The sequence below is a fragment of the Bradyrhizobium erythrophlei genome (assembly GCF_900129425.1).
Lineage (GTDB): Bacteria > Pseudomonadota > Alphaproteobacteria > Rhizobiales > Xanthobacteraceae > Bradyrhizobium > Bradyrhizobium erythrophlei_C.
On the sequence record NZ_LT670817.1, the window covers coordinates 1,277,615 to 1,302,925 of the forward strand.

Below are 25,311 nucleotides of genomic sequence, written 5' to 3' on the forward strand. Positions count from 1 at the left end.
GGGGCTTTGACGATATCCAGATGAATGCCGCCGCACCTCGTGCACCGGAGCGCCCAATATTCCGAGCCTGACCGTCCCGGGATGACGCGCAGGATCGCCAGCTCGGCATGGCATTGCGGGCAGTCGGATAGCACCGCGGCGGGCTCGGCTGGTTCGGTCTCGGATACAGACATCGGATGCCGTTGCTTTCAATTCGGGCTAACCAGCCGACGGCTTGGTTTGCGACATCTGGCCGGCGGGTGCGTATCGCTTGAGCTTGAGGCGATCGATCTGCGTCTTGGCATCCGCAATGGCGGCCTCGGGATCGGACCACGCGAAACCGACTTCCAGTGTGGAAAACAGAACGCCATCGATCACGACAGGCTTCTGGTCCTCGCGTCGTATCCGCGCATGCCACAAGCCTCGTCCGGCTTCGAAGGATTCGATCATGAAGTTGTCGTAAATCATCGCATCCTCCAGATGTTGTCCGGAGTCGAGAGAAACATGCGCCCGTCAAAACGAATGTGAACTCGTTCACATCCCCGCCCATTTTTCTGGGCCCTCCGGACTGCGGCGGTTTGTGGTGCAGATCAATTCGCCGGGATGCGAAGCGCCGGCCATTGACTTCACGGCTTCGATGCGGTGAACTTCATGCAATCGCATCCACTTTGGATGACCACCAACCGCCGCACGACAGGAACGCCTTATGATCGACCTTCACTACTGGACCACGCCGAACGGCCACAAGATCACGATCTTTCTCGAGGAGACCGGGCTGCCCTACAAGATCTTCCCGGTGAACATCGGCAAGGGCGACCAGTTCAAGCCGGAGTTCCTGGCGATCGCGCCGAACAACCGCATTCCGGCGATGGTCGATCATGAGCCGAAAGGCGGCGGCAAGCCGATCTCGATCTTCGAATCCGGCGCGATGCTGCTGTATCTCGCCGAGAAGACCGGCAAATTCCTCCCCGCCGACATCTACGGCCGCTACGATGCGATCCAGTGGACGTTCTGGCAGATGGGCGGGCTCGGACCGATGGCCGGCCAGAACCATCACTTCAGGAACTACGCCCAGGAAAAGATCCCATACGCCATCGACCGCTATGTAAACGAGACCAACCGGCTCTATGGCGTGCTCAACAAGCGGCTCTCGAACCGCGAATTCATCGCCGGCGATTATTCGATCGCCGATATGGCAAGCTATCCATGGGTGGTGGGGCACAAAAACCAGGGCCAGAACATCGAGGACTTCCCGCACCTCAAGCGCTGGCTGGAGACGATTGCTGCCCGGCCCGCGACGGAGCGCGCCTACGCCAGGGCCAAGGAGGTCAATCCGAATTTCGGCCAGCCGGCGATCCGCACCGAGGAAGAGCGCAAGCTGCTGTTCGGGCAGACCGCGGCGGTGGTGAAGTGACGCGCAGCTGTCATCATCCGCGAAGGCGGATGATCCAGTAAACGCAGGTGCCAGTAACTTGCATGAGCGTCACGGCGTACTGGATGCCCCGCCTGCGCGGGGCATGACGGAAGGCGAGGGACCATGGCGTTAAAACTGTTCGAACTGGTCGGCACCGACCAAGCCCGTCCCTTCAGCCCGTTCTGCTGGCGGACGCGGATGGCGCTAGCGCATAAGGGGCTCGGCGCGGAGTCGATCCCGTGGTGCTTTACCGAGAAGGACGCGATCGCTCCGCACCATTCCGAAAAGGTGCCGGTGCTGATCGATGGCGAAACCTCGGTCGCCGATTCCTGGGCGATCGCGAACTATCTCGAAGACCGCTATCCGGACCGGCCATCGCTGTTCGGCGGTGAGGGCGGCCGCGCCATGGGCCGCATGATCAACTGGTGGGGCGATGTCACCGTGGTCGGCGGCATGTTCCCGCTGATCGTCGCGGATATTCCCGGCCACCTCAAGCCGGTGGATGCGGCCTATTTCCGCAGGACCCGCGAGGCGCGTTTCGGCAAGCCGCTAGAGGAAGTCGTCGCCGGACGCGACAAATCGGTCGAGGGATTTCGCCGCGCGCTCGACCCGATGCGGCTGACCTTGAAGACGCAAACCTATCTCGGCGGCGGTGCGCCGAACTATGCCGACTACATCGTGTTCGGCGCATTCCAGTGGGCGCGCGTGGTCAGCCCGTTCAAATTGCTGGCCGAGAACGATCCGGTCTACGCGTGGCGCGAAAAGCTGCTCGACGCCTTCGACGGCATGGCGCGGAAATCGCCGGGTTACCAGGTGTAGGTTTGAACGGCTTCGAAAAGCTGGCAGGCGCTCAAGACAGGAGTTTTGACCATGCCGGATCGCGCAGACACGATTTCCACCAAGGCCGTCATCACCGCCGCCGAACCGCAATTGTTCGTCGCCGACATCAAGGCATCCTGTGATTTTTTTGCGGGCAAGCTCGGTTTCGCCGTCGCCTTCACCTATGGCGAACCGCCGTTCTATGCGCAGGTCGGGCGCGACGGCGCGCGCATCAACCTGCGATGCGTCGCGCAGCCGGTGATCGATCAGGCTTTACGGGATCGCGAGCAATTGCTTTCCGCTTCCCTCACCGTCGCGACGGCGGAGGAGATCGAGGCGCTGTTCCGGGAATTTCGGGCCGCCGGCGTGACGTTCTTTCAAACGCTCAAGCGCGAGCCGTGGGGCGCGCGCGATTTTATAATCAAGGACCCGGACGGCAACCTGCTGCTGTTCGCCGGGCCGGCGGAATAGCGAGGCGGGGACGCTGAGGCGAAAACGCGTCGCATTTTTCGTCGACGCGGAAAGACCGCGCTATCTGTTCGGCGGCGTGTGAGTTTGCCCCGCCATCTTCCGCAGGCAATCCCGGCACAGGCAATCCTCGCCCGCAACCGGCATCGGCAGGCGAGCGGTTTCCTCGGCGCACCAGCACGGTCCCGCCGGGTTGCAGGCGAACTCCGTTCCGCAAACGGAACAGGCAAGGCGGCGCGAGACCGGGATATCTGACCGATTTGTCATGATCGGAACCGAGACCTGGCCATGTTTTTCATCCCGGGTTCATGCCGAACGGCGATATAATTCATCACAAGATATACGCGCAAAGCCCGCCAAGCAAAGCGCAAAGGAAAATTCGATGGCCCGCGATCCACAAACCGCTCTTGTCGCGCTCAATCGCTTCGGACTGGGCGCGCGCGGTGGAGCCTCCGGCGATTTCGTCAATGCAAGTTCCGATCCGCGCGGCTTTGTCAAAGCCGACCTGAGCCGCCCCAACGCCGTGCTGCTGGAGGTGCCGGGATTGCTGCCCACCCCGGCCCTGGGGCAGGCGGTGTTCGCGTATCAGCTGGAGGTCAAGCAGGCGCGCGAGGCGAAGTCGGGCGCGCCGATGCCGTCCACGGACGGCGCACCGGCGCCGCCGGCGGCTGAATCCAAGGCGCAACGGCGCAACCTGTCGCTCAACAGCATCGCCATGGACATGTCGGGCAAGTCGCCGGCGATGAATTCGCCGGAAAACGCCGGCGCCAACGCGGCGATGCCATCGGCCGACGCCATGCAGCCCAACGCAGCCAAGCCGCCGCCGCAGCCGCTCAACATCATCCAGAAAACCTACCGCGCCGAGGCGCTGGCGCGGCTGCAACGCGGCGTGATGGCGGATTGCGGGTTCGGCGAGCGGCTGGTGGCATTCTGGTCCAATCATTTTTGCATCTCCGCCAACAAGGGTCCGTTGGCGCGGATGTGGGCCGGCGCGTTCGAACGCGAGGCGATCCGGCCTCATGTGTTCGGACGCTTCGCAGACATGCTCCAGGCCGTCGAGCAGCATCCGGCGATGCTGTTCTTTCTCGACAACCAGCAATCGCTCGGCCCCGATTCCCGCGCCGGGCAAAACCGCAAGCGCGGGCTGAACGAAAATCTCGCCCGCGAAATCATGGAGCTGCACACGCTCGGCGTCGGCGGCGGCTATTCGCAGGACGACGTCACCTCGCTGGCGCGCATCATCACCGGCTGGACCTTTGCCGGAAGGCAAGGACAGCTCGGCACCCCCGGCAGCTTCGTGTTCAATGCCAATGCGCATCAGCCCGGTGCGCAGCGACTGCTCGGCAAGACCTACGAGAACAACGGCGTCGCGCAGGGCGAATCCGCGCTGGCGGATATCGCGCGCCATCCGTCCACCGCGAAATTCATCGCCACCAAATTCGTCCGTCATTTCGTGGCCGACGATCCGCCGCCGGCATTGGTGGCGCGGCTGCAGGACACGTTCGGAAAATCCGACGGCGATCTCAGGGCGCTGGCAACGGTGCTTCTGGATTCCGACGAGGCGTGGCAGGCGCCGCTGACCAAGATGCGCAGTCCCTACGAATTCCTGGTCGCGACCGGCCGGCTGCTGACGCAAATCCCGGAGGAGCCCGGCCGCTATCTGGGCGGCCTCAATTTGCTGGGCGAACCGCTGTGGTCGCCGGCCGGGCCAAACGGATTTCCCGACACCAATGCGGCTTGGGCCGCGCCCGAGGGGATGAAGCTGCGGCTCGATATCTCGGCGCAGGTGGCCTCGCGGCTCGGCGATAACATCGATCCCCGCGATCTCCTGGAGGTTGTCGCCGCCGACGCGGCGTCGCCGGAGACGCGGCGTACCATCGAACGCGCGGAGTCGCGGCAGCAGGCGCTGGCGTTGTTGCTGATGTCGCCGGAATTCCAGAGGAGATGACGATGGATTGCTGCGAAAGCCCGAGATCACCGGCGACCTCGCGCCGCGCGCTGCTGCTCGGCGGGGCGTCGTTCGCGGCCTGGGCCTACTTGCCGAAATTCGCCCGCGCCGCCGATGGACGCGACCCGCGCCTGATCGTCGTGATCCTGCGCGGCGCGCTGGACGGGCTTGCCACCGTCGCACCGACAGGCGATCCGGATTATGCCGGCCTGCACGGGTCGATCGCGCTGACACCGGACGGCCCGCATGCCGCTGTGATGCTCGATTCCTTCTTCGCCCTGCACCCGGCGATGCCGGAATTCGCCCGGATGTACAGAGAACAGCACGCTGCCGTGATCCACGCGGTATCGACGCCCTATCGCGACCGCTCGCATTTCGACGGGCAGGACGTGCTCGAAAGCGGGTTTGCCGGGCCGGGCCGGGTGCAATCCGGCTGGCTCAACCGCGCGCTGGAAGCGTTACCGAAAGGCGAACGCGTGATGAGCGGTCTTGCCGTCGGCCCGACCACGCCGCTGGTGCTGCGCGGTTCGGCGCCGACCGTCGGCTGGGCGCCGGTGGCGCTGCCGCAAGCCGCCGACGATACCGCGATGCGCCTCCTCGAACTCTACCATCATCGCGATCCCGCGCTGGCGTCGGCGTTGTCGCAAGGGTTGCAACTCGACAAGGCCGCGCAGGGCGACGATATGCGGCCGAAGCCGGGCACCAACAATGCGGGCGCGATGCGGCTGGTGGCGCGCGGCGCCGCCAAGCTGATGGCGGCCGACGACGGCCCGCGGATCGCAGCGCTCGCCTTCGACGGCTGGGATACCCATGCCAATGAAGGCGGCCCGGTGGGCCGTCTGGCGCAACTGCTGTCCGGCCTCGACGGCGCGCTCTCCGAATTCGAAAGCGGGCTCGGCGAGCGCTGGCGCGACACCGCGGTGGTGGTCGCGACCGAATTCGGCCGCACCGCGCGGATCAACGGCACCGAAGGCACCGACCACGGCACCGGCACCATTGCGCTGCTCGCCGGCGGTGCGGTGAAAGGGGGCCGGGTGATTTCCGACTGGCCCGGATTGAAGCCTGCCAATCTCTATGAGGGCCGCGATCTTGGACCAACCACCGATCTGCGCGCGGTGATCAAGGGCGTGCTGCACGATCATCTCGGCCTCGCCGAGCGCGTGCTGGCGGAGACGGTATTTCCCGACAGCGCAGCGACGAAGCCGATGCAGGGGCTGCTGGGGTAGACCATTTTTTCTTCGTCTCTCGCCGCTCCAACAAAGTCGTCATGCCCGGGCTTGTCCCGGGCATCCACGTCTTTGGAGCTTGGAGAAGGCGAAGACGTGGATGGCCGGGACAAGCCCGGCCATGACGATCAAGCAGTTGACGCCGCCGCCGACTACCCCTTCGTAATCCCGTCGATCTCCGCGATATCCTCCGCCAACAGCGCCGTCATTCCGGGGCACATCGAAGATGCGAACCACAGATGTGCAATTGCACATCGGGGAATCTCGAGATTCCGGGTTCGTCCTTCGGACGCCCCGGAATGACGAACCTACTTCGTAATCTTGTCGATCTCCGCCAGATCCTCGGCGCTGAGCGCCCAGTCGATCGCCTTGACGTTCTGCTCAACCTGCTCGACGCGGGTGGCGCCGGCGATCACGCTTGAGACCTGCGGCCGCGACGCCAGCCATGAGAACGCCAGTTCGAGCATGGTGTGCCCGCGCTTCTGCGCGAAAGCCTGCAGCTTCTCGACCATGTCCTCGTTGCGCGGCGTGGCGTAACGATCGCGCAACGCCGGCATCTTGGCAAAGCGCGTATCCTCCGGCACCGCCGCGCCGCGCTTGTATTTGCCGGTTAGAAGTCCGCTGGCGAGCGGGAAGAACGGCAACAGGCCGAGCCTGTATTGCCGCGCCGCGGGCAGCAGATCCTTTTCGATGTCGCGCACCAGCAGGCTGTATTCGTCCTGGCACGACACGAACGGACTGACGTTCATCTGGCGCGCGGTCAGTTCCGCCTCGGCGATGCGCCAGGCCGGAAAATTCGAATTGCCGATGTAGCGCACCTTGCCCTGCCGGATCAGATCGTCCAGCGCCCGCAGGGTTTCCTCGATAGGGGTCAGCGGATCGTAATCGTGCTGCTGGTAGAGATCGATGTAGTCGGTCTTCAGCCGGGTCAGGCTGGCCTCGACCGCGGACATGATATAGCGCCGCGACGCGCCCTGTTTGGTACCGTCACTGCTCATCGGCTTGGAATATTTCGTCGCCAGCACGATGTCCTTGCGGCGGTCGCCGAGCACCTGGCCGAGCACGGTCTCGGAGCCGCCCATCCCGGCATAGATGTCGGCGGTATCGAACAGCGTCACGCCGAGATCGATCGCCTTGTGGATCACCTTGCGCGAGGTCTCCAGATCGGTGCGCTGGCCGAAATTGTTGCACCCGAGGCCAACGGCGGAAACGCGCAGGCCGGAGCCGCCGAGATTGCGAATTTGCATGAATTGATCCTGTAGGGGGGAGTTCGAGAGGGTTGTCATTGTGACTCGCGCATGGCGAAGCCGCAAGGCGCCGGGCTTGACGTGTCGCGGGTCAGGCCGATTCTTGAACGCCAGCGCAATCAGGATAACGGTGTCGTGAAGCGGTTCGCCGACCGCAAATGCCGGCGCGGCGGAGGAAGGACGTCGCGAGTGGCGGTTAGGCCCAACGCACCCCGTCAGGCGACAAAAAAAGGCGGCCCCGGTCAGACGCGGCGACTGACGGGGACCGCTTGGGCGCGTGATCTGTGACGGGGGGCCTGATCAGACGCATGCGAAACCTAGCGTTGTATTGTTACGCGCCGGTGACAGCAGGACTTATCCACAGGCCGGCAGCATCCGGGGCAGGCTCGTCATAACAGCTTGCGATAGATGACAAAGCCGGGGCGCTCCGCCACCTGGTTATAAAGCCGCATCGCGGTAAGGTTTGTTTCGTGCGTCTGCCAGTATACGCGCGGCGATCCGGCGCGCCTCGCCTGTTCATAGACGCCGTTGATGAGTGCCTTGCCCACGCCTTCTCCGCGCGCGGCTTCGCTGGTGAACAAATCCTGCAAATAGCAGAGGGGCTCGATCGCCGTGGTGCTGCGGTGGAACAGGTAGTGGGTTAGGCCCAGCAACTCTCTACCGCTTTCCGCGACCAGACCATGTACCGGCTCATAGGCATCGAAAAAGCGGGCCCATGTCATCGCTGTAATTTCAGGGGAAAGCGCGGTCGCGCCCGCGCGTCCGTAAAACGCGTTGTAGCCATCCCACAGCGGAAGCCATCGGTCATAATCCTGTCGGGTGACGAAGCGGACAGACAGTTCGCTGGACATCGGCGTTGCTGCATTCATGAAAGGCGGGCCACCAGGGTGCGCAGGCCGGGGAGGTAGCCCTTTCATTAAGGGCGCCGCCGGACAGGATCAATCGGCTTCGGCGTCTCACGCCACCATGCGGCTATTCCGCGGCGCGGAGATGCCGGGCAAGGTCGCGATCGCCGCCGCCGCGCAACGAGCGGTAATAGTCGGCTCTGGAAGGGTCGTCGCCGTGGCGGACGAGATCGGTCACCGGCGTGTAGCTCAGCATGCGTCCGCCGTCGGGCAATGCCGTGCAGGAAAAACGCAGCACCTGTCCGTCGGCGAGGTCGATATTGATCGGCGTGGAGTCGCCGGCGCGCACCATCTCCATGCGCCGTGCGATGAAGGCACTTAGCTCCTGCTCCGGAAGTTCGTAGGCGCCGGTGTCGCGGCTGTGATACATCAGCGCGATGAACGGTGGCTTGCTGTCGGCCTTCTGGTCGGGCAGCGAGAAATAATCGCGGAAGGCGCGATTGATGAATATCGCGCGGGTATCGGAATCAAGCAGCACGATGCCGATGTTGACCCGATCGAGCGCCGCCGACAGCCGCTCCGCGGTGGCATGATGCCGGCGTTCCCACGCGAACGCATCCGTCAGTCCTTTCCGCAGCAGGCCAGTAAGGGCGGCGGCGCCGGCCGCGGTTAGCGCCAGCATCAACAGCCGAACCAGATCGGCTGCGTCGTAGCCCGGCGCCGCGCGGTGGCTGAGGAAAAACAGCGCGGAGGCAGCGACCGCAACGGCGGCACTGCTCATGCCGGATGCGAGCCCGCTGAACGAGCCTGCGAAGGCGACGATGCAAACCAAAAGCGGCGCCGGGTTGGGAACGGCAACAAAATGGCGATCGACAACAATGGCGATCAGAGCCGTCGTTGCCGTCAATGCCGGACCGGAGATTGCGCGCCAGTCAAAACGCATGCCTGTACTCGTCTCTCACGAGAGTAAACGGGCTTAACGTGACGAATGGTTGCGTCAGCGGCTGTTTTTCCTGGCGTATCCTTAAAAATCGATCAACCGGACCAGTGCGGCTTTCCGATCTCTTGGATCAATTGATATCGATCGCGGAGGGAACCGGCGGGCCGGAATCATGGACCGGCTTTTGCTGGCGATCCGATCCTGGCCGCCTATCTACCTCGTTTGCACCTTCAAAAGGATAAGACATGACAGGTTCGGCGCTTGTGGTTGGAGCCAGCGGTATCGTCGGCAATAATCTCGCCCGGCATCTGCGCGAACGAGGCTGGCAGGTGCACGGATTGGCGCGGCGGCCGCCGACCGGCATGGACGGCGTGATTCCCCTGGCCGGCGACTTGCTGGATTTGGAAGCGCTTCGGGCTGTCTTGCGAGGCCTGCAGCCCACCGATGTCTTCATCGCTACGTGGCTGCGGCAAAAGACCGAGGCGGAAAACATCAAGGTCAATCGCGCCATGGTTCGCAATTTGCTCGATGCACTGTCGCCGGCCGGTTCGGTCAGGCATGTCGCGCTGGTGACCGGGCTGAAACACTACCTCGGCCCCTTCGAGGCCTACGGCAAGGGCACTTTACCCGCGACGCCGTTTCGCGAAGAGCAGCCACGGCTCGATGTGGAAAATTTCTACTACGCGCAGGAAGACGAAGTGTTTGCCGCGGCCGCGCGCGACGGCTTCGGCTGGAGCGTGCACCGGCCGCACACCATCATCGGGTACGCGGTCGGCAATGCGATGAATATGGGCGTCACGCTTGCCGTGTACGCGACGATCTGCCGGGAGACCGGCCGCCCATTTTCGTTCCCGGGCTCCGCGACGCAATGGAACGGCCTCACCGACATGACGGATGCGAGGCTGCTTGCCCGCCATCTGGAATGGGCCGCCACGACAAAGGCGGCGCGCAACCAGGCATTCAACGTCGTCAACGGCGACGTATTCCGCTGGAACTGGATGTGGGCCCGGCTGGCCGGCTGGTTCGGCTTGCAACCCGCACCGTATCGGGGCCACGGAATTCCGCTCGAGCGTCAACTGGCCGATGCGGGTCCGATCTGGACCGAGATCGCCCGCAAGCATGACCTGGCAGTGGCCGATCTCTCGCTGGTCACCTCGGCGTGGCACACCGATGCCGATCTGGGCCGTCCCATCGAAGTGGTCACCGACATGAGCAAGAGCCGCAAGCTCGGCTTTCTCGACTATCAGGCCACCGACGATAGTTTCTTCGATCTGTTCGCCCGGTTGCGCGAAGCCCGCATCATTCCGTGACGGGAGCGCTGTACTCGCGGCCGAAGGCGGGACCGGCGTTTTCGCCGCGCGTTCCCGTCGCGATCAGCAGTGATGCTGCCACCAGGATTGCCGCCGTCAGCGCCGCAGTAACCAGTACGACAGGTGCCTTCATCGTCGCCCGATCGCGGTCCTGACCACCGCTCGTTGTCGCGCAAATTGCGAATGACCTGGAAAATAATTTTTGGCTATGCCGGAATCGGCATCGCCATGGTGACCTTGATCGAAAGCATGGTGAGGGTGACGATCAGGCACAGCGACAGCGAACCGATCGCGAGCGAGGCCGCGACGGTACGGATCAGTCGGGACGAAGCGACAGGCGCGGAGCGGCCATTGAAGCCTGTCGCGCCGGGCGATCGTATCATGGCCCAAGATCCTTCAACGCCCGGGCGAATCACCCGCGACGTCGAAAATTCGCAGGGATCGCCGGCAATATTGCGGCGAGCGCGCCTCGAAAATGGCAAAATCACGGCGATTGCGGCGGTTATGCCCGCTATTCCCGCAGCTTAAGCGTCAGCGGCGATCCCGGCGGAATCGTCGACCTCAGCCCCGGGGCGCCAGTCCATGGCGACGAAGCCGGGGGTTTGCTCGATCCGCCGCAGCCATGCCCGGATCGCAGGGAATGTCGTGAGGTCGTAATCGCAGCGGTCGGCGACATGGGTGTAGCCGTAGAGCGCGATATCGGCGACCGTGAGCTGGCCGGTTGCGAAATACTCATGGGTCTTGAGGTGATTTTCCATCACCTGCAGCGCCGCATAACCGCGCTCCATCCAGTCTTCCAGCGCGTGCGTCTGCAGGTCGCGGCCACCTTTGACCAGCGCCAGCCAGAAATAGGCCGCGCCGATATTCGGCTCCAGCGCGTGTTGTTCGAAGAACATCCACTGCAGCGCTTCGGCGCGCTCGATCCGCGTTTCCGGCGCGAGCGAGGTGCCGCCGGCGACATACCAGAGGATCGCGTTGGATTCGGCGAGGTAGCGGCCTTCCGCGACTTCCAGCAGCGGCACCTGTCCGCTGGGATTCATGGCGAGAAAGTCCGGCGTGCGGCTCTCACCGCGCAGGATGTCGATTTCGATCGCGCGATAGGGCGCGTTGAGCAACGCCAGCGCAAGGCGAACCTTGTAGCTGTTGCCGGAGCGCTGCATCGAATAGAGCTTGTACATCGGATTTGTTTGACCGCAGGACGAGGCTCGCGAAAGTGACCACCTTGTCATCCCGCAAGGCGGCTAAAGAATGATGCCGATACGGATGCGTCGCAAGGCCCCGACAATGGAAAAGGTAGAAATCATCTACCGCACTGCAACCACGCAGAAGATTTTGCCAATACGCCCGATCAAATCAGATCACGCTTGCGCGATTCGATGGACGCTGGCAGCGCCTGCGCGATCGAGCACCGCGCGCCGTAATGTAACGAGGTAAAACGTTAACAACACCAGCAGGCCGAGGGGTATGCCAGTGACTCCGGCAATACCGCGTGACAGCAGCGGCACGATCCACGCCGCGGCCAGCACGCTGATCTCGAAAGTGCGGAAACCACGACGCAGCCCATGGCGGACGAAAAATGCGATGGCGACCGCGAGCACCACGAGATCGTAGTCGAGGACGTACGGCGTCGCGAGCAGGCTGCCGCTCGCCAGCGCCGAGGCCTTGAGTTCGAACGCGACATCGCTCCGCCACAGCCAGGCGAGGCTTGCCGCCAGCATCAGCGCCAGCGCGGTCTGCACCGCATAGGCGGTGTGGACGCCCGCGCCCCACATCCGCACCGCCGAAAAGATCGACTGGATTTTTTCCCAGCCGGTGCCGCCCTGCTCGAGCACCACCGTCTGCGTGAAGGTCATCGAGTCCGCGAACGCGTGCCAGACCCCGCCGCCGAGCGTGACGAAGCTGAGCGCGACCAGCGCCGCCACCGTGACCGCCGCCGCGCCAATGCTGCTCCATCGTCCGCTCGCCAGCAGTGCTACCGGAATCAACACGCCGAATTGCGGTTTGTAGGCGAGCAGGCCGATCAGCACGCCGGCGAGCCATGGCCGGCGATCGAGCAGGTGCAGCGCGCCGCCGAGCAGCGCGGCGGTTAGAAATCCGTTCTGGCCGTGGCCGATATTGACGAACACCGCGGGGAAGGCGGCGGCGACCAGCAGCGTTTGCCGACCGGGCAGGATCGCGCGGATCGTCGCCAGATAGGCCGCGAAGCTCGCCGCAAGCCAGATCGCAAGCCCCCACGCATAGGGGAAGGCGGCCACGACAACGGCAACGGCAAAGAAAAACGGCGGATAGTGCCAGCCGTAGAACGGCACCTCGCGGCCGCCGAATACGGCTATCTCCTCGGCATGCTGGAGCGCGGGCTCGTAGGCCTCCGCCGGCCGGCCCTGCCACGTCAGGCTGCCGGCGGCATAGACGTTGGAAAAATCAGTGCCGAGGGGCTTGCCGTTGCGGTCGACCAGGCCGTCCGCCATCGCGATCCAGCCGGCCACGGCGATCGCGCATATCCCGAGCAGGATCAGGCTGTAGCCGCGTGCCCGCGCGGCGGTCAGCCACTGGCCGGATCGCAGGCCTTGCCAGATATGAGTCATTTCGCCGCGGAATTTTATGAATGTTGCGCGACCCTAGCCGGCGCCTTTTAACGTTCCCTAAAGTTTGGCTGCGATGGGCCAAGCTTCTTGCGATGCATCGTGACACGCTTTAGTGTGCCTCGATCCCATCAATAAGAGTCGTGGATCGGTGTCGCGGCGCCCGGCGTGCTCGCGACCTTTGCAAGGAGATGATGATGCCGTTTCTGTCCGCAGCGCTCGACCGTGTGAAGCCGTCCGCGACCATCGCGGTCACGGATAAAGCGCGCGAGCTCAAAGCGGCAGGCCGCAACGTCATCGGCCTTGGCGCCGGCGAGCCCGATTTCGATACCCCCGCCAACATCAAGCTGGCGGCGATCCACGCCATCGAGGCCGGCAAGACCAAGTACACCGCGGTGGACGGCATTCCCGAGCTGAAGGAGGCGATATCCGCCAAGTTTCAGCGCGAGAACGGTCTTACCTACAAGCCGAACCAGATCATCGTCGGGACCGGCGGCAAGCAGGTGCTCTACAACGCGCTGATGGCCACCATCAATCCGGGCGACGAGGTCATCATTCCCGCGCCCTATTGGGTGAGCTATCCGGAAATGGTGGCGCTTGCCGGCGGCGAACCGGTACCGGTGGTGTGCACGGCGCAGCACGGCTTCAAGCTGCAGCCCGACGCGCTCGAGAAGGCGATCACGCCCAAGACAAAATGGATCATTCTGTGTTCGCCGTCGAACCCGACCGGCGCCGCCTATACGCGCAGCGAGCTGAAGGCGATCACCGATGTGCTAGTGAAGCATCCCGAGATCTGGGTCATGACCGACGATATGTACGAGCATCTGGTCTATGACGATTTCGTGTTCACGACGCCGGCGCAGATCGAGCCGAAACTGTACGAGCGCACCCTGACGGTGAACGGCGTGTCGAAAGCTTATTGCATGACCGGCTGGCGCATCGGGTATGCCGGCGGTCCGGCGCCGCTGATCAAGGCGATGGCGACGATCCAGTCGCAGTCGACCTCGAACCCCTGTTCGATTTCGCAATGGGCGTCGGTCGAGGCCTTGAACGGTCCGCAGGATTTCATCCCGGTGAACAACAAGGCGTTCAGGGAGCGCCGCGATCTCGTGGTGTCGATGCTCAATCAGGCCAAGGGCATCGATTGTCCGCGGCCGCAGGGCGCGTTCTATGTTTACCCGTCCTGTGCCGGCACCATCGGCAAGACGTCGCCGTCCGGCAAGGTGATCGGCAACGACGAAGACTTCGTCACGGAACTCCTGGAAACCGAGGGCGTCGCGGTGGTGCAGGGGTCGGCGTTCGGGCTTGGCCCGGCGTTCCGGATTTCCTACGCGGCCAAAAACTCCGACCTCGAGGACGCCTGCAAGCGGATCCAGCGATTTTGCGGCAATTTGAGATAGTCAAATCACTTCCTCGTCGGCTTCGGATGTTTTGACGGCGGATTCTTGGAAGCGCCTTGTTTTCGACACGGCGCTTCCTTCCTGTCCCCCCGCGAATTCAGTTCATCACCCGGGGACCCCCACACATGCGACTCTCGAGACTTACTATTGCTAGTATTGCCACGGCTGCGCTCGTGCTGCCGATCCCAAGCGCCAACGCGCTGCCGCCGGTTCGTGCCGGTATCCTGCAATGCCAGGGCGGCCAGAATGTCGGCTTCGTCGTTGGCTCCGTGACCAGCCTCCAATGCATGTTCGAAAGCGACGGAAGCCCGCCCGAGCCCTACGTCGCGACCGTCCGCCGGTTTGGCGTCGATCTCGGCTTCACCCAGCAGACCCAATTTTCCTGGGCGGTAAGCGCACCGAGCAGCAGGGTTGCGCGCGGCGAACTCGCGGGCAACTACGGCGGGGTCGGCGCCAACGCGTCGGTCGGGGTCGGATTTGGCGGCAACTTCCTGGTCGGCGGTCCGCAGAATTCCTACGCGCTGCAGCCGCTCAGTGTGCAAGGCCAGACCGGGTTGAACGTTGCGGCCGGCGTTGCCGATATCGAGCTGGAGCCGGTCCAGTTCGCGCATCGCGGTTATCACCGGCATCATTATTACCATCATCACCATCATCATCACGGCTGAGAAGCCGGAGCACGTTAACGGAAAAGAGGCCCGTGAAAGCGGGCCTCTTTTTGTTTGGCGCTTTGCCTCGTTGGCTCGTCATTCCGGGATGGTCCGCACCAGACCCGGAATCTCGAGATTCCGGGCTCGCGCTTCGCGCGCCCCGGAATGACGTTCTAAATTGCAACGAGCGCCTGGAGCGCTGCAAATCTGGCACGGCCGCCGATGTTGTGGCATAGAGAACGGAGCGCCGCGGGCATGGCGCTTTGCTGATTTGGCTCGCATCACATTTTTTAGCCGGAGATTTCATCATGCACCGTTCAATCCTCCTTGTCGGCATCGCCGTCGCCATGCTGGTTGCGTCCTTCGCCGGCGCCGGCGCGCAGCAGCCGATCCAGCGCGTCCAGGTCGGCGTGCTCGAATGCCGTGGCGGCGCCAGCGTCGGCTTCATCGTCGGCTCGGTCACCAATCTCGGTTGCGTGCTGCGCATAGAGGGCATGCCGGAGGATCGCTATGTCGCGACCATCCGCAAGGTCGGCGTCGATCTCGGCATCACCCAGGAATCGGCGCTCGCCTGGGGCGTCTATGCGCCGGTGGCGCGGCTCGGGCCCGGCGATCTCTCGGGCAATTACGCCGGCGCGCAGGGCAGCGCGTCGGTCGGCGTCGGGCTCGGCGGTAATGTGCTGGTGGGCGGCTCGGACAATTCGATCGCGCTGCAGCCGCTTAGTGTGCAGGGCCAGGTCGGCCTCAATGTCGCGGCCGGGCTGGAGAGCCTGGAACTTCGCCCGGGACGGTAAGAATGATCCAAAAGCGCGCGGAACCGTCATCCTGAGGTGCACGCCGTCTTCGGCGAGCCTCGAAAGATGACATGACGGTGCAAGCTTCCCATGCTTCGAGGCGCGCAAGAGCGCGCACCTCAGGATGACGCATCTTCACGTCGCACCGCAGCGACGTTTTTCCGGCTTGCCAAATCTTCGATGTAGGCGGAGCATCCGGCCGCCGACCCAATCAAGGGCCGAGCTCCAGATGAGGAAACGGCGATGGGACAAGACGTCAGTAGTCCCCGCGGTCCACGGTGCATCGCACTAGTGGGCCCTTTCCAAAGCGGTAAAACCACACTCCTTGAAGCGATATTGGCGCGCACCGGCGCCATCCCCCGTGCCGGCAGCGTGGACGCCGGAACTTCCGTGGGCGATGCCAGTCCCGAAGCCCGCCACCACAAGATGGGCGTCGGCCTCGCCGCCGCCACGACAAATTTCATGGGCGACAGTTACACCTTTATCGACTGCCCCGGCTCGGTCGAATTCGCGCACGACATGCGCGCCGCGATCCCGGCGGTCGACGCCGCGGTGGTGGTCTGCGAGGCCGACGAACGCAAGCTGCCGCAGCTCCAGATTATCCTGCGCGAGCTGGAAGATCTCGGCATCCCGCGCTTTCTGTTTCTCAACAAGATCGACAGGGCCAACAAGCGGATCCGCGAAACGCTCGCGACATTGCAGCCGGCATCGCGGATTCCGCTGGTGCTGCGGCAGATTCCGATCTGGAACGGCGATCTGATCGCGGGTTTCGTCGATCTGGCGCTGGAACGCGCCTTCGTCTATCGCGAACACAAGGCATCCAAAGTGGTCGCGCTCGAGGGCGGCGATCTCGACCGCGAGAAGGAAGCCCGCTTCTCGATGCTGGAAAAGCTCGCCGATCACGACGACGCGCTGATGGAACAATTGCTCGAGGACATTCCGCCGCCGCGCGATGCCGTGTTCGACGATCTCGCCCGCGAATTGCGCGAGGGGCAGATCTGTCCCGTTCTGCTCGGCTCGGCGGCGCGCGAGAACGGCGTGCTGCGCCTGATGAAGGCGCTGCGGCATGAATCGCCCGGCGTGGCCGAGACCGCCAGGCGTCTCGGCGCGGCTTCTGCCAAGGACATGCTGGCCTACGTATTCAAGACCGTGCATTTGCAGCATGGCGGCAAGCTCTCGCTGACGCGCGTGCTCGCAGGCCACCTCGATGACGGCGCGACGCTGCAATCCTCGTCGGGTGAGAGCGGCCGGGTGTCGGGCATATCTGGCGTGAACTGCGCCCATGACAGCAAGCGCGCCGCCGCCGAGACCGGCGAAACGGTCGCGCTCGGCAAGCTCGACACCATCAAGACCGGCGACACGCTGTCGAGCGGCAAGACCGCCCCGGCAGTGCTGGTCCGCGTCGAGCCGTCGCCGCCGGTGCTGGCGATCGCGCTTTCGGCAGCCGACCGCAAGGACGACGTCAAACTCGGCCAGGCTTTGTTGCGGCTCAACGAGGAAGATCCCTCGTTGACGATGATCCAAAATCCGCGGACCCACGACACCGTGCTGTGGGGACAGGGCGAGATGCATTTGCGGGTGGCGCTGGAGCGCCTGCATGACCGTTTCGGCGTCAACGTCAAATCGCAGCCGCCGGCGATCGGATATCAGGAAACCATCCGCAAATCGATCACCCAGCGCGGCCGGCACAAGAAGCAATCCGGCGGCCACGGCCAGTTCGGCGACGTGGTGCTGGAGGTCAAGCCGATGCCGCGCGGCGGCGGCTTCGAGTTCCACGAAAGGGTCGTCGGCGGCGCGGTGCCGCGCAACTATATCGGCGCGGTGGAGGAGGGCGTGGTCGACGGGCTGTTGCGCGGGCCGCTCGGCTTTCCCGTGATCGATGTGCAGGTGACGCTGACCGACGGTTCGTATCACAGCGTGGACTCATCGGATCTGGCGTTCCGCACCGCGGCGCGGATCGGCGTCAGCGAGGCGCTGCCGCACTGCCAGCCGGTGCTGCTGGAGCCGATTCATGTGGTGGAGATCGTCTGTCCCACCGACGCCACAGCGAAAATCAACGCCATTCTCTCGGGGCGGCGCGGGCAGATTCTCGGCTTCGACACCCGCGAGGGCTGGCCGGGATGGGATCGCGTCCGCGCCATGATGCCGGAAGCCGAGATCGGCGAGTTGATCGTGGAGTTGCGCTCGGCGACGGCGGGCGCCGGCAGTTTCACGCGGGCTTTCGACCGCATGGCGGAGGTCACCGGCCGCGCCGCCGATCAGATCATCGCCGCGCACCGCGTCGCGGCGTGATTCCGGCTGTCATTCCGGGGCGCGCAAGGCGCGAGCCCGGAATCCAAGGATTCCCCGATGTGCAATTGCACATCTGAGGTCGGGCCCGGAGCCTGTCATCGGGCGGCGCGAAGCGCCGACCCGTTGGGACCATCCCGGAATGACGGCAGATAGCCATTCCAAGACGATATCCTCTCCGCTTCCCGCGATTTGCGTTGCTGCCGCCGAGCATCATGATCTCGCTCAATAAGCCGTCCCGCCCGCCATTGCATGATATCCTCCCGAATCGGGAGACAGGGACTGCAGGGACATGCTGCGGCATATCAAACAGCCGACCTTTGCTGAATTGTACGCACCTAAACTGCTTACGGTGCTGCGCGAAGGCTATGGCTTGGCGGATTTTCGCGCCGACGTGATCGCCGGCCTGACGGTGGCGATTGTCGCGCTGCCGCTGTCGATGGCGATCGCCATCGGCTCGGGCGTGACCCCGGACCGCGGGCTTTATACCGCCGTGATCGGCGGCTTCATCGTCTCCTTGCTCGGCGGCAGCCGGTTTCAAATCGGCGGACCCGCCGGCGCGTTCATTGTGCTGGTGGCGCTGACCGCCGAACGCCACGGCGTCGATGGCGTGATCCTCGCCACCGCGATGGCCGGAGTGCTTCTGATCGCCGCGGGTCTTCTGCGGCTCGGCACCTACATCAAATTCATTCCCTATCCGGTGACCGTGGGGTTCACCGCCGGGATCGCCGTCATCATCTTCGCCAGCCAGCTCAAGGACCTGCTCGGCATCACGCTGACCACGAAAGAACCGGGCGAATTGATCCCAAAACTGCAGGTGCTGTCGGGCGGACTGCACACCGCCAACCTCTCGGCGATCGCCGTGTCTGCGGTCAGCGTCGCCATCATCGTCATGCTGCGAAGACTGCGGCCGCACTGGCCCGGCATTTTGATCGCGGTCGTTGTCGCAGCGCTCGCCGCGTGGGCGCTGTCGCTGCCGGTGGAAACCATCGGCACCCGGTTCGGCGGCATCCCCCGGGAATTACCCTGGCCGGCGTGGCCGGTGTTTTCGCTGGAGAAGGCGCGGGCGGTACTGCCCGACGCGATCGCATTCGCGCTGCTCGGCGCCATCGAGTCGCTGCTCTCGGCCGTGGTGGCGGACGGCATGACCGGCCGCAGGCATCGTTCGAACTGTGAACTGGTGGCGCAGGGGTTTGCCAATATCGGATCGGCGCTGTTCGGCGGCATCTGTGTCACCGGCACCATCGCGCGAACCGCGACCAACGTCCGCGCCGGCGCGCGCGGCCCGATTTCCGGAATGCTGCATTCGGGTTTCCTGTTGCTGTTCATGCTGATCGCCGCGCCCCTGGCGAGCTATATTCCGCTCGCGGCGCTGGCGTCGGTGCTGGTGGTCGTCGCCTGGAACATGGCGGAGAAACACGAATTCGCGACTCTGATCCGCTCCTCGCGCGGCGATGCCACAGTGCTGCTGGCGACCTTTCTGCTGACGATCTTTCGCGATCTCACCGAGGGCATCCTGGTGGGCTTCGCACTCGGCGCAGTGCTGTTCATCAACCGCATGGCGGAGATGACGGGCATCGAGGCGGCAACGCCGCTGGTGACCGCCGACAGGGCCGACCACGGCGACGGTGATCGCGTGCCCTACGATTCCCGGCTGGCTGCCGATCCGGACGTGCTGGTGTATCGCATCACCGGCGCGTTCTTTTTCGGCGCGGCCTCGACGGTAGGGGCGGTGCTCGACAGCCTCGCCGATACCCGCAAGGCGTTCGTGGTGGATTTCGCGGCGGTGCCGTTTCTCGATTCCACCGCGGCCAACGCCATGAGCCGCGTTGCGGCCAAGGCAAAGCGCCAGGGCATCCGGCTCTTCATCACCGGCGCGTCGCCGACGGTGCGCCGGGCACTCCTCACTCATGGGGTGAGGCCGCCGCGCGCCAAATATCGCGAAACCATTGCGCGGGCTGTCGCCGACATCAAGGGCGAGCGCGAGAAACTTTCGGTCGCGGCGGACGGTCTCGCCGCAAGTTAGCTTCGCCCGCGGGCGTTGTTTTTCGCGCGGTCGCACTTTCCAAGTCAGCCGCTTTCGTGAAAACTGCGGCGTCGGCGCGCGAAGTACCGTGCCAATTTCCGTTGCGTGGCATCGCAGTTCGCGGGGAGCCTGATGGACAAGATCGTTTTGTCGTTGAAAATGAAACGGCTTACTGCCTGGCTGGACAGCCGATGTCAGCCGGATAGCCTGATACGCAGGCAGTTCCACGGCTCTCCCTGCGGCAGTTGCTACGTCACCATCGACCCTCATCGTCAGGGTCCCTTTGCGTCCGCCAATCTGAACCGCGTCTATTGGTGCGGAACGGAAGCGGGAATGGAATTCCGTGGCATCGGGCGTTTGATCGATCTGTTCGCGACCGACGGGGTGAAGCGGTTCTTCGTCTGGCTCAGCCCCGGCCCCGACATGGAGGTGGTGCGCGGCTGGCTGGAACAGAGCGGGCTCTCCCGTATTCGACGCACCGGCTATCCGACCCTGTGCCGCGATCATCGTTCGCCGGTTGAATTCAAAACCGATCTTGAGGTGCGAGAGGTGAGCGCGGAAGAAATAACGCAAGCCGGCGATCAGCTGGGCGAGACCATGTGGCCGGGATATGTCAGGTCCGCCGGCAAGGAAGGCTTCTTCCATTACATGGCTTTCGACGACGCGCGTCCGGTCGCCATTGCCACCCTCTGCGTGTTCGAAGACCTCGGATATCTGATGTCCGCGGCGACCGCCGAAAGCCATCGCAAACGCGGAGCCCAGCAGGCCCTGATTGCGAAGCGGATAGAACGGGCCGAACAGATGGGCTGTTCGACGCTGGTGTCCGAAACCCTCTATATGATCGAGCATTCCTACCGGAATCTGCAGCGCGCCGGATTTGAGGAAGTCTACGAAAAAGAAATCTACGAATGGAACGCCTGAGACGTCCTTGCTCGGTCGAACCACGGACAGCCCGCGCGCGCCGCGCCGCGGTTCGCCGAAATGCTTGATTCACACCGCAACACCATATTGGCCTGTGCGCTGAGCGCGCTGGCCGGCTACGTCGACGCCATCGGCTTCCTGCATCTCAACGGTATGTACGTCGCCTTCATGAGCGGCAACTCGACGCGGCTGGGCGTCAGCCTGGCCGCGGGGCACTGGTCGAATGCGGCCGAGGCGCTGGGCGTGATCGCGCTATTCGTGATTGGTGCCGCGGCCGGCTGCCTGATCGTGCTTGGCCACGGTGTCCACCGCCAGCCCTGGCTGCTGCTCACGGAGGCGTCGCTGCTCGCCGGATCGGCGCTCTGCTACAGCTTCGCCCTGCCGAATGCCGCGATTGCCGCGATGGTGCTGGCGATGGGATTGGCGAACGCGGTGTTCCAGATCCAGGGCGGCGGCGGGCTCGGCGTTACCTACGTCACCGGTACGCTGGTCAAGGTCGGCCAGCATGTCGCGGCGGCGCTGCGCGGCGGCCCGCGCTGGGATTGGGTGCCGAATTTGCTGTTGTGGGCGGCGCTGGTGGCGGGTTCGTTTTGCGGCGCGCTGGCCTATCACTGGATCAATCTCGCCGCGATCTGGTTTGCCGCGGGGATAGCGCTGGCGCTGAGCGCGATCGTTGCCGCGACCATCCACCGATAGCATTGACAGCGAACCCAGCTTGGCCGATTTGAGCAGCGGCGGCGGCTGGTTACGACGCGCTGCAGCAGGATAGACCATGACAGCCGAGACCAAAGCCCGTGCCGCATGCCTGATCGGATGGCCGGCAGCGCATTCGCGCTCGCCGCTGATCCATCATTACTGGCTGCGGATGCTTGGTATCGAGGGCGGCTACAGCATCGAGGCGGTGCCGCCCGAGGGCTTTGCCGAATTCGTGCTGCACCTGTCGACGCACGGTTTCGTCGGCGCCAATGTCACCATTCCGCACAAGGAGCGCGCGCTGGCGCTGTCGATGCCGGACGCACGTGCCCGCGCGGTCGGCGCCGCCAACACGCTGTGGTACGAGGGCGGCGAACTGCGCTCGACCAACACCGATATCGAAGGCTTTATCGATAATCTCGACGCCTGCGCTCCCGGCTGGGACGCCGCCACCGAAGCGCTGGTGCTCGGCGCCGGCGGTTCGTCGCGCGCGGTGGTGTTTGGATTGATCGAGCGCGGTATCAGGCGCGTGTATCTGGCCAACCGCACCGTCGCGCGCGCCCGCACGCTCGCGGATCAGTTCGGCGCCACCGTTCATCCTGTTCCCTGGGATGGCATCGATGATCTGTTGCCGCGCGCGGAACTGCTGGTGAATACGACGTCGCTCGGCATGCACGGCCAGCCCGCGCTCGAAATCGAGGCCGGCCGGTTGCCGTCGCATGCGGTTGTCGCCGACCTCGTCTACGTGCCGCTGCAGACGCCGCTGCTGGCGGCGGCGCGGGCGCGCGGACTCAAAGCCGCCGACGGGCTCGGCATGCTGCTGCACCAGGCGGTGCGCGGGTTCGAATTGTGGTTCGGACAGCGCCCCGAGGTCACGCCGGAGCTTCGAGCCCTGGTCGAGGCCGATCTCACAAAGGTTTGAGCGGGAATAGTGTGGAAGTTTTAGGGGGCTCGTGCCCAGTGATACCGTTGTTCAGTGATACCAACCGGAGATCAGTTCATGCCCGTTCGTCGTTCGAGCCTCAGTCGTCCGCTTGTCGCAATGGCCGTTTTGGTCGCGTCGTCGCTCTACGCAGTCGCGCAACAATCGCCGACGCCGTCGCGGGTTCGCGGCACCATCGAGGGCGTTGACGGCGACGTGCTGTCGGTCAAGTCGCGCAGCGGCGAGGATGTCAAGCTGCACATGACCGGCGACATGAAGGTAGTCGGGATCGTCAAGATCTCGCTGTCCGACGTCAAAGTCGGCTCCTTCGTCGGCGCCACCACGGTGCCCGGGGCGGACGGCAGTCAAAAGGCGGTCGAAGTGCACGTATTTCCCGAGGACATGCGCGGCACCGGGGAGGGTTCGCGGCCGTACGATCTGCGGCCCAACAGCACCATGACCAATGCGACGGTGGCCGAGAGCGTCGCGGGCAACGACGGTCGCACGCTGACAGTCAAATACAAGGACGGCGAGAAAAAAGTCGTGGTCGGGCCGGATACGCCGGTGGTGACCTATAACGCCGGCGACAAATCCGACCTGAAGGCCGGCGCCAAGGTGATCGCATTTATCAAAAAGCTGCCGGACGGTTCGTACGAAACCAACCGGGTCGGCGTCGGCCGCGACGGCCTGACCCCGCCGATGTAGGATTCGTCTCTCCCCTGACGACAAACGGGATATCACGGCTGCGTCATCCCGGAATAGCCTTCCGGCCGCGGGGTTCTGTCATGAGTTGGACAGAGCTTTGAGAGGGACAACCATGCTGAAAATTTCTTCGTTGATGCCGCGCCTGCTGGTGGTTTCGCTGACGGTCATGCTTGCATCGGCGGCGTGGGCGCAGCAGCCGCCGACGGTGCGCATCCGCGGCACCATCGAAAGCGTCGATGGCCCCACGCTGATGATCAAGTCGCGCGAGGGCGCGGACATGAAGGTTCGTGTGACCGACAATGTCGTGGTGGTCGGCATCGCCAAAAGCGCGCTGTCCGAAATCAAGCCGGGCTCCTACGTCGGTGTATCGGCGATGCCCGAGCCCGACGGCACCCAGAAGGCGCTCGCCGTTCATATCTTCCCTGAAGCGCAACGCGGCGCCGCCGAAGGCTTCCGGCCCTGGGACCTGCGTCCCAACAGCACCATGACCAACGCTACCGTCGCCGAGACCGTCGCCGGCACCGACGGCCAGAACATCAGGGTCAAGTACAAGGACGGCGAGAAAAAAGTCGTGGTGCCGCCGGAAACGCCGATCGTCGCATTCGTTTCAGGTGACAAGACCGAACTGAAGCCGGGCGCCAAGATCATCATCTTCGGTGCCACCAAGAAAGATGACGGCACACTGGAAGCCGCCCGCGTCGGTGTCGGCCTCGACGGAATTACGCCGCCGATGTGACCTTACTCTTTCCTTCTCCCCTTGTGGGAGAAGGTGGCGCGGACGAAGTCCGTGCCGGATGAGGGGTCTCTTTCCATCGATGGACCGGACCCCTCATCCGTCTTCGTGGAGTTTATCATCGGGCGGCGCTTCGCGCCGACCCGTTGGCGAAGCCACCTTCTCCCACAAGGGGAGAAGGGAAATGGCGAACGCCGCGACGAAACGTTTCAGACCGCCAGCACGTGCTCGTCGATCTCGGCGATGGTGTTGACGCCGCACAGCCCCATGGTGACGCTGAGTTCGTTGCGGATGATGTCGATCGCCTTGGTGACGCCGGCTTCGCCGAAAGCGCCGAGGCCGTGGACGAAGGCGCGGCCGATCATGCAGGACTTGGCGCCGAGCGCGAGCGCGCGCATCACGTCCTGGCCGGAGCGAATGCCGCCGTCGAACAACACTTCGATCCGCGAACCGACGGCGTCGACGATTTCCGGCAGCACCTCGATCGACGACGGCGCGCCGTCGAGCTGGCGGCCGCCATGGTTGGAGGCCACCAGGGCCTGCGCGCCGGTCTTCACCGCTTCCTCGGCATCCTCGACGTCGAGGATGCCCTTGAGCACCAGCTTGCCCGGCCAGATGCTGCGGATCCAGTCGACATCTTTCCAGTTCAGCGAGGTGTCGAACTGCGAGGAGGTCCATGTCGACAGCGCGGTGATATCGTCGGTGCCCTTGAGGTGACCGACCAGATTGCCGAAGGTGCGGCGCTTGCCGCGCAATACGCCGGACACCCATGCCGGCTTGCTCGCAAAATCGAGAAATTTCGAGAGCGTCCATTCGGGCGGCACCGTCATGCCGTTCTTGATGTCCTGATGACGTTGCCCGATCACCTGCAGATCGACCGTGAGCACCAGCGCGCTGCATTTCGCCGCGATGGCGCGCTCGATCAGCGCCTTGATGAAGCCGCGGTCCTTCATGACGTAGAGCTGAAACCAGAACGGCTTGTCGACATTGGCCGCGACGTCCTCGATCGAACAGATCGACATCGTGCTCAGCGTGAACGGAATGCCCGCGGCCTGCGCGGCGCGGCAGGCGTGAATTTCGCCGTCGCCGGATTGCATCCCGAGCAGCCCGATCGGCGCCAGCATCAGCGGCAGCGAAGCAGGCTCGCCGAGAATCGTGGTCGAGAGATCGCGCTTCGACACATCGACCAGAATGCGCTGGCGAAACTTGATCTGCTGCAGGTCTTCCCGATTGGCGCGCAGCGTTTCCTCGGCGTAGGAGCCGCGATCGGCGTAGTCGAAAAATGCCTTGGGCACCTTGCGCTTATGGACCTGGCGCAGATCTTCGATGCAGGTGATGTGTTTCATGGACGTTGCCGGCCCTTCTTGTATTTATGGCTTTGACTGTCATCTAGCATGCTTGGG

26 protein-coding genes are annotated in these 25,311 nt (G+C 64.1%); 16 read left to right on the top strand and 10 right to left on the bottom strand.

Translation table 11 applies throughout. The annotated features are described in order from the left end of the window. Nucleotides 1–198: 198 nt before the first annotated feature. Complete coding sequence (locus tag B5527_RS06060; RefSeq protein ID WP_079600479.1) at nt 199–447, bottom strand: hypothetical protein; 249 nt, start codon at nt 445–447, stop codon at nt 199–201. Between the two features lie 238 nt (nt 448–685). Here B5527_RS06060 and B5527_RS06065 point away from each other — a divergent pair, with 238 nt between their 5' ends. The 3 genes from B5527_RS06065 to B5527_RS06075 all read left to right on the top strand — a co-directional run bounded on the left by B5527_RS06065 (nt 686) and on the right by B5527_RS06075 (nt 2,683). Further along, nucleotides 686–1,393: a glutathione binding-like protein gene (locus tag B5527_RS06065; protein ID WP_079600480.1), complete on the top strand. Its 708-nt coding sequence runs from the start codon at nt 686–688 to the stop codon at nt 1,391–1,393. A gap of 123 nt (nt 1,394–1,516) precedes the next feature. Beyond that, entirely contained in the window at nt 1,517–2,212 is a 696-nt protein-coding gene (locus B5527_RS06070) for a glutathione S-transferase family protein (RefSeq protein ID WP_079600481.1), read from the top strand. A 51-nt stretch (nt 2,213–2,263) separates the two neighbouring features. Next, entirely contained in the window at nt 2,264–2,683 is a 420-nt protein-coding gene (locus tag B5527_RS06075; RefSeq protein ID WP_079600482.1) for a VOC family protein, read from the top strand. A 60-nt stretch (nt 2,684–2,743) separates the two neighbouring features. Here the strand turns inward: B5527_RS06075 and B5527_RS46110 are convergent, their stop codons facing one another. Beyond that, on the bottom strand, nt 2,744–2,947 hold the full coding sequence (locus tag B5527_RS46110) for a cysteine-rich CWC family protein (RefSeq protein WP_079600483.1): 204 nt from the start codon (nt 2,945–2,947) through the stop codon (nt 2,744–2,746). 115 nt (nt 2,948–3,062) lie between these two features. Between B5527_RS46110 and B5527_RS06085 the strand changes: the two genes are divergently transcribed. Both B5527_RS06085 and B5527_RS06090 read left to right on the top strand, forming a co-directional pair. After that, entirely contained in the window at nt 3,063–4,628 is a 1,566-nt protein-coding gene (locus B5527_RS06085) for a DUF1800 domain-containing protein (protein WP_079607107.1), read from the top strand. Then, nucleotides 4,625–5,854, top strand: a complete 1,230-nt coding sequence (locus tag B5527_RS06090; protein WP_079600484.1) for a DUF1501 domain-containing protein — start codon at nt 4,625–4,627, stop codon at nt 5,852–5,854. Before B5527_RS06085 ends, B5527_RS06090 begins: the two co-directional genes overlap by 4 nt. 308 nt (nt 5,855–6,162) lie before the next feature. Here B5527_RS06090 and B5527_RS06095 read toward each other — a convergent pair whose 3' ends face one another. The 3 genes from B5527_RS06095 to B5527_RS06105 all read right to left on the bottom strand — a co-directional run bounded on the left by B5527_RS06095 (nt 6,163) and on the right by B5527_RS06105 (nt 8,889). Then, nucleotides 6,163–7,101, bottom strand: coding sequence for an aldo/keto reductase (locus B5527_RS06095; protein ID WP_079600485.1), 939 nt, complete (start codon nt 7,099–7,101; stop codon nt 6,163–6,165). 389 nt (nt 7,102–7,490) lie between these two features. Beyond that, nucleotides 7,491–7,970, bottom strand: a complete 480-nt coding sequence (locus B5527_RS06100; RefSeq protein ID WP_425305062.1) for a GNAT family N-acetyltransferase — start codon at nt 7,968–7,970, stop codon at nt 7,491–7,493. A gap of 103 nt (nt 7,971–8,073) precedes the next feature. Continuing rightward, entirely contained in the window at nt 8,074–8,889 is an 816-nt protein-coding gene (locus tag B5527_RS06105; RefSeq protein ID WP_079600487.1) for a PAS-domain containing protein, read from the bottom strand. A 242-nt stretch (nt 8,890–9,131) separates the two neighbouring features. Here B5527_RS06105 and B5527_RS06110 point away from each other — a divergent pair, with 242 nt between their 5' ends. Beyond that, complete coding sequence (locus B5527_RS06110) at nt 9,132–10,196, top strand: SDR family oxidoreductase (protein WP_079600488.1); 1,065 nt, start codon at nt 9,132–9,134, stop codon at nt 10,194–10,196. Here the strand turns inward: B5527_RS06110 and B5527_RS45215 are convergent. The 4 genes from B5527_RS45215 to B5527_RS06125 form a co-directional block, all read right to left on the bottom strand. Beyond that, complete coding sequence (locus B5527_RS45215; protein WP_172842492.1) at nt 10,186–10,329, bottom strand: hypothetical protein; 144 nt, start codon at nt 10,327–10,329, stop codon at nt 10,186–10,188. The genes B5527_RS06110 and B5527_RS45215 overlap by 11 nt on opposite strands. Before the next feature lie 73 nt (nt 10,330–10,402). Further along, the gene (locus B5527_RS45220; RefSeq protein ID WP_172842493.1) at nt 10,403–10,579 is read right to left on the bottom strand and encodes a hypothetical protein; all 177 of its coding nucleotides are present in this window, start codon (nt 10,577–10,579) and stop codon (nt 10,403–10,405) included. Between the two features lie 141 nt (nt 10,580–10,720). Beyond that, entirely contained in the window at nt 10,721–11,374 is a 654-nt protein-coding gene (locus B5527_RS06120; RefSeq protein ID WP_079600490.1) for a glutathione S-transferase family protein, read from the bottom strand. 180 nt (nt 11,375–11,554) lie between these two features. Beyond that, nucleotides 11,555–12,781 carry a glycosyltransferase family 87 protein gene (locus tag B5527_RS06125; protein ID WP_079600491.1) on the bottom strand — a complete coding sequence of 409 codons (1,227 nt, stop codon included), beginning with the start codon at nt 12,779–12,781 and terminating at the stop codon, nt 11,555–11,557. 194 nt (nt 12,782–12,975) lie between these two features. Between B5527_RS06125 and B5527_RS06130 the strand changes: the two genes are divergently transcribed. The 10 genes from B5527_RS06130 (at nt 12,976) to B5527_RS06175 (ending at nt 23,911) form a co-directional block, all read left to right on the top strand. Beyond that, entirely contained in the window at nt 12,976–14,178 is a 1,203-nt protein-coding gene (locus tag B5527_RS06130) for a pyridoxal phosphate-dependent aminotransferase (protein ID WP_079607108.1), read from the top strand. Between the two features lie 125 nt (nt 14,179–14,303). Continuing rightward, complete coding sequence (locus B5527_RS06135; RefSeq protein ID WP_079600492.1) at nt 14,304–14,843, top strand: DUF992 domain-containing protein; 540 nt, start codon at nt 14,304–14,306, stop codon at nt 14,841–14,843. A 290-nt stretch (nt 14,844–15,133) separates the two neighbouring features. After that, the gene (locus B5527_RS06140) at nt 15,134–15,619 is read left to right on the top strand and encodes a DUF992 domain-containing protein (protein ID WP_079600493.1); all 486 of its coding nucleotides are present in this window, start codon (nt 15,134–15,136) and stop codon (nt 15,617–15,619) included. 243 nt (nt 15,620–15,862) lie between these two features. Continuing rightward, entirely contained in the window at nt 15,863–17,911 is a 2,049-nt protein-coding gene (locus B5527_RS06145) for an elongation factor G (RefSeq protein WP_079600494.1), read from the top strand. Nucleotides 17,912–18,200: 289 nt separating this feature from the next. After that, on the top strand, nt 18,201–19,934 hold the full coding sequence (locus B5527_RS06150; protein ID WP_079600495.1) for a SulP family inorganic anion transporter: 1,734 nt from the start codon (nt 18,201–18,203) through the stop codon (nt 19,932–19,934). Nucleotides 19,935–20,066: 132 nt separating this feature from the next. Beyond that, entirely contained in the window at nt 20,067–20,855 is a 789-nt protein-coding gene (locus B5527_RS06155) for a GNAT family N-acetyltransferase (RefSeq protein ID WP_079600496.1), read from the top strand. Between the two features lie 60 nt (nt 20,856–20,915). Continuing rightward, a complete protein-coding gene (locus B5527_RS06160) occupies nt 20,916–21,551 on the top strand; it encodes a YoaK family protein (protein ID WP_079600497.1) in 636 nt (211 codons plus the stop codon). Between the two features lie 76 nt (nt 21,552–21,627). Next, entirely contained in the window at nt 21,628–22,470 is an 843-nt protein-coding gene (locus tag B5527_RS06165; RefSeq protein ID WP_079600498.1) for a shikimate dehydrogenase, read from the top strand. Between the two features lie 78 nt (nt 22,471–22,548). Further along, nucleotides 22,549–23,175 carry a hypothetical protein gene (locus B5527_RS06170; protein ID WP_079600499.1) on the top strand — a complete coding sequence of 209 codons (627 nt, stop codon included), beginning with the start codon at nt 22,549–22,551 and terminating at the stop codon, nt 23,173–23,175. A 133-nt stretch (nt 23,176–23,308) separates the two neighbouring features. Beyond that, on the top strand, nt 23,309–23,911 hold the full coding sequence (locus B5527_RS06175) for a DUF5666 domain-containing protein (RefSeq protein ID WP_079607109.1): 603 nt from the start codon (nt 23,309–23,311) through the stop codon (nt 23,909–23,911). Between the two features lie 206 nt (nt 23,912–24,117). Here B5527_RS06175 and B5527_RS06180 read toward each other — a convergent pair whose 3' ends face one another. After that, a complete protein-coding gene (locus B5527_RS06180) occupies nt 24,118–25,254 on the bottom strand; it encodes an alpha-hydroxy acid oxidase (RefSeq protein ID WP_079600500.1) in 1,137 nt (378 codons plus the stop codon). Nucleotides 25,255–25,311 lie beyond the last annotated feature (57 nt).

Bases quoted from the DNA above. Each gene is read 5' to 3' on its own strand.
- B5527_RS06060 (WP_079600479.1), bottom strand. From the start codon at position 447: ATGATTTACGACAACTTCATGATCGAATCCTTCGAAGCCGGACGAGGC.
- B5527_RS06065 (WP_079600480.1), top strand. From the start codon at position 686: ATGATCGACCTTCACTACTGGACCACGCCGAACGGCCACAAGATCACG.
- B5527_RS06070 (WP_079600481.1), top strand. From the start codon at position 1,517: ATGGCGTTAAAACTGTTCGAACTGGTCGGCACCGACCAAGCCCGTCCC.
- B5527_RS06075 (WP_079600482.1), top strand. From the start codon at position 2,264: ATGCCGGATCGCGCAGACACGATTTCCACCAAGGCCGTCATCACCGCC.
- B5527_RS46110 (WP_079600483.1), bottom strand. From the start codon at position 2,947: ATGACAAATCGGTCAGATATCCCGGTCTCGCGCCGCCTTGCCTGTTCC.
- B5527_RS06085 (WP_079607107.1), top strand. From the start codon at position 3,063: ATGGCCCGCGATCCACAAACCGCTCTTGTCGCGCTCAATCGCTTCGGA.
- B5527_RS06090 (WP_079600484.1), top strand. From the start codon at position 4,625: ATGACGATGGATTGCTGCGAAAGCCCGAGATCACCGGCGACCTCGCGC.
- B5527_RS06095 (WP_079600485.1), bottom strand. From the start codon at position 7,101: ATGCAAATTCGCAATCTCGGCGGCTCCGGCCTGCGCGTTTCCGCCGTT.
- B5527_RS06100 (WP_425305062.1), bottom strand. From the start codon at position 7,970: ATGAATGCAGCAACGCCGATGTCCAGCGAACTGTCTGTCCGCTTCGTC.
- B5527_RS06105 (WP_079600487.1), bottom strand. From the start codon at position 8,889: ATGCGTTTTGACTGGCGCGCAATCTCCGGTCCGGCATTGACGGCAACG.
- B5527_RS06110 (WP_079600488.1), top strand. From the start codon at position 9,132: ATGACAGGTTCGGCGCTTGTGGTTGGAGCCAGCGGTATCGTCGGCAAT.
- B5527_RS45215 (WP_172842492.1), bottom strand. From the start codon at position 10,329: ATGAAGGCACCTGTCGTACTGGTTACTGCGGCGCTGACGGCGGCAATC.
- B5527_RS45220 (WP_172842493.1), bottom strand. From the start codon at position 10,579: ATGATACGATCGCCCGGCGCGACAGGCTTCAATGGCCGCTCCGCGCCT.
- B5527_RS06120 (WP_079600490.1), bottom strand. From the start codon at position 11,374: ATGTACAAGCTCTATTCGATGCAGCGCTCCGGCAACAGCTACAAGGTT.
- B5527_RS06125 (WP_079600491.1), bottom strand. From the start codon at position 12,781: ATGACTCATATCTGGCAAGGCCTGCGATCCGGCCAGTGGCTGACCGCC.
- B5527_RS06130 (WP_079607108.1), top strand. From the start codon at position 12,976: ATGCCGTTTCTGTCCGCAGCGCTCGACCGTGTGAAGCCGTCCGCGACC.
- B5527_RS06135 (WP_079600492.1), top strand. From the start codon at position 14,304: ATGCGACTCTCGAGACTTACTATTGCTAGTATTGCCACGGCTGCGCTC.
- B5527_RS06140 (WP_079600493.1), top strand. From the start codon at position 15,134: ATGCACCGTTCAATCCTCCTTGTCGGCATCGCCGTCGCCATGCTGGTT.
- B5527_RS06145 (WP_079600494.1), top strand. From the start codon at position 15,863: ATGGGACAAGACGTCAGTAGTCCCCGCGGTCCACGGTGCATCGCACTA.
- B5527_RS06150 (WP_079600495.1), top strand. From the start codon at position 18,201: ATGCTGCGGCATATCAAACAGCCGACCTTTGCTGAATTGTACGCACCT.
- B5527_RS06155 (WP_079600496.1), top strand. From the start codon at position 20,067: ATGGACAAGATCGTTTTGTCGTTGAAAATGAAACGGCTTACTGCCTGG.
- B5527_RS06160 (WP_079600497.1), top strand. From the start codon at position 20,916: ATGCTTGATTCACACCGCAACACCATATTGGCCTGTGCGCTGAGCGCG.
- B5527_RS06165 (WP_079600498.1), top strand. From the start codon at position 21,628: ATGACAGCCGAGACCAAAGCCCGTGCCGCATGCCTGATCGGATGGCCG.
- B5527_RS06170 (WP_079600499.1), top strand. From the start codon at position 22,549: ATGCCCGTTCGTCGTTCGAGCCTCAGTCGTCCGCTTGTCGCAATGGCC.
- B5527_RS06175 (WP_079607109.1), top strand. From the start codon at position 23,309: ATGCCGCGCCTGCTGGTGGTTTCGCTGACGGTCATGCTTGCATCGGCG.
- B5527_RS06180 (WP_079600500.1), bottom strand. From the start codon at position 25,254: ATGAAACACATCACCTGCATCGAAGATCTGCGCCAGGTCCATAAGCGC.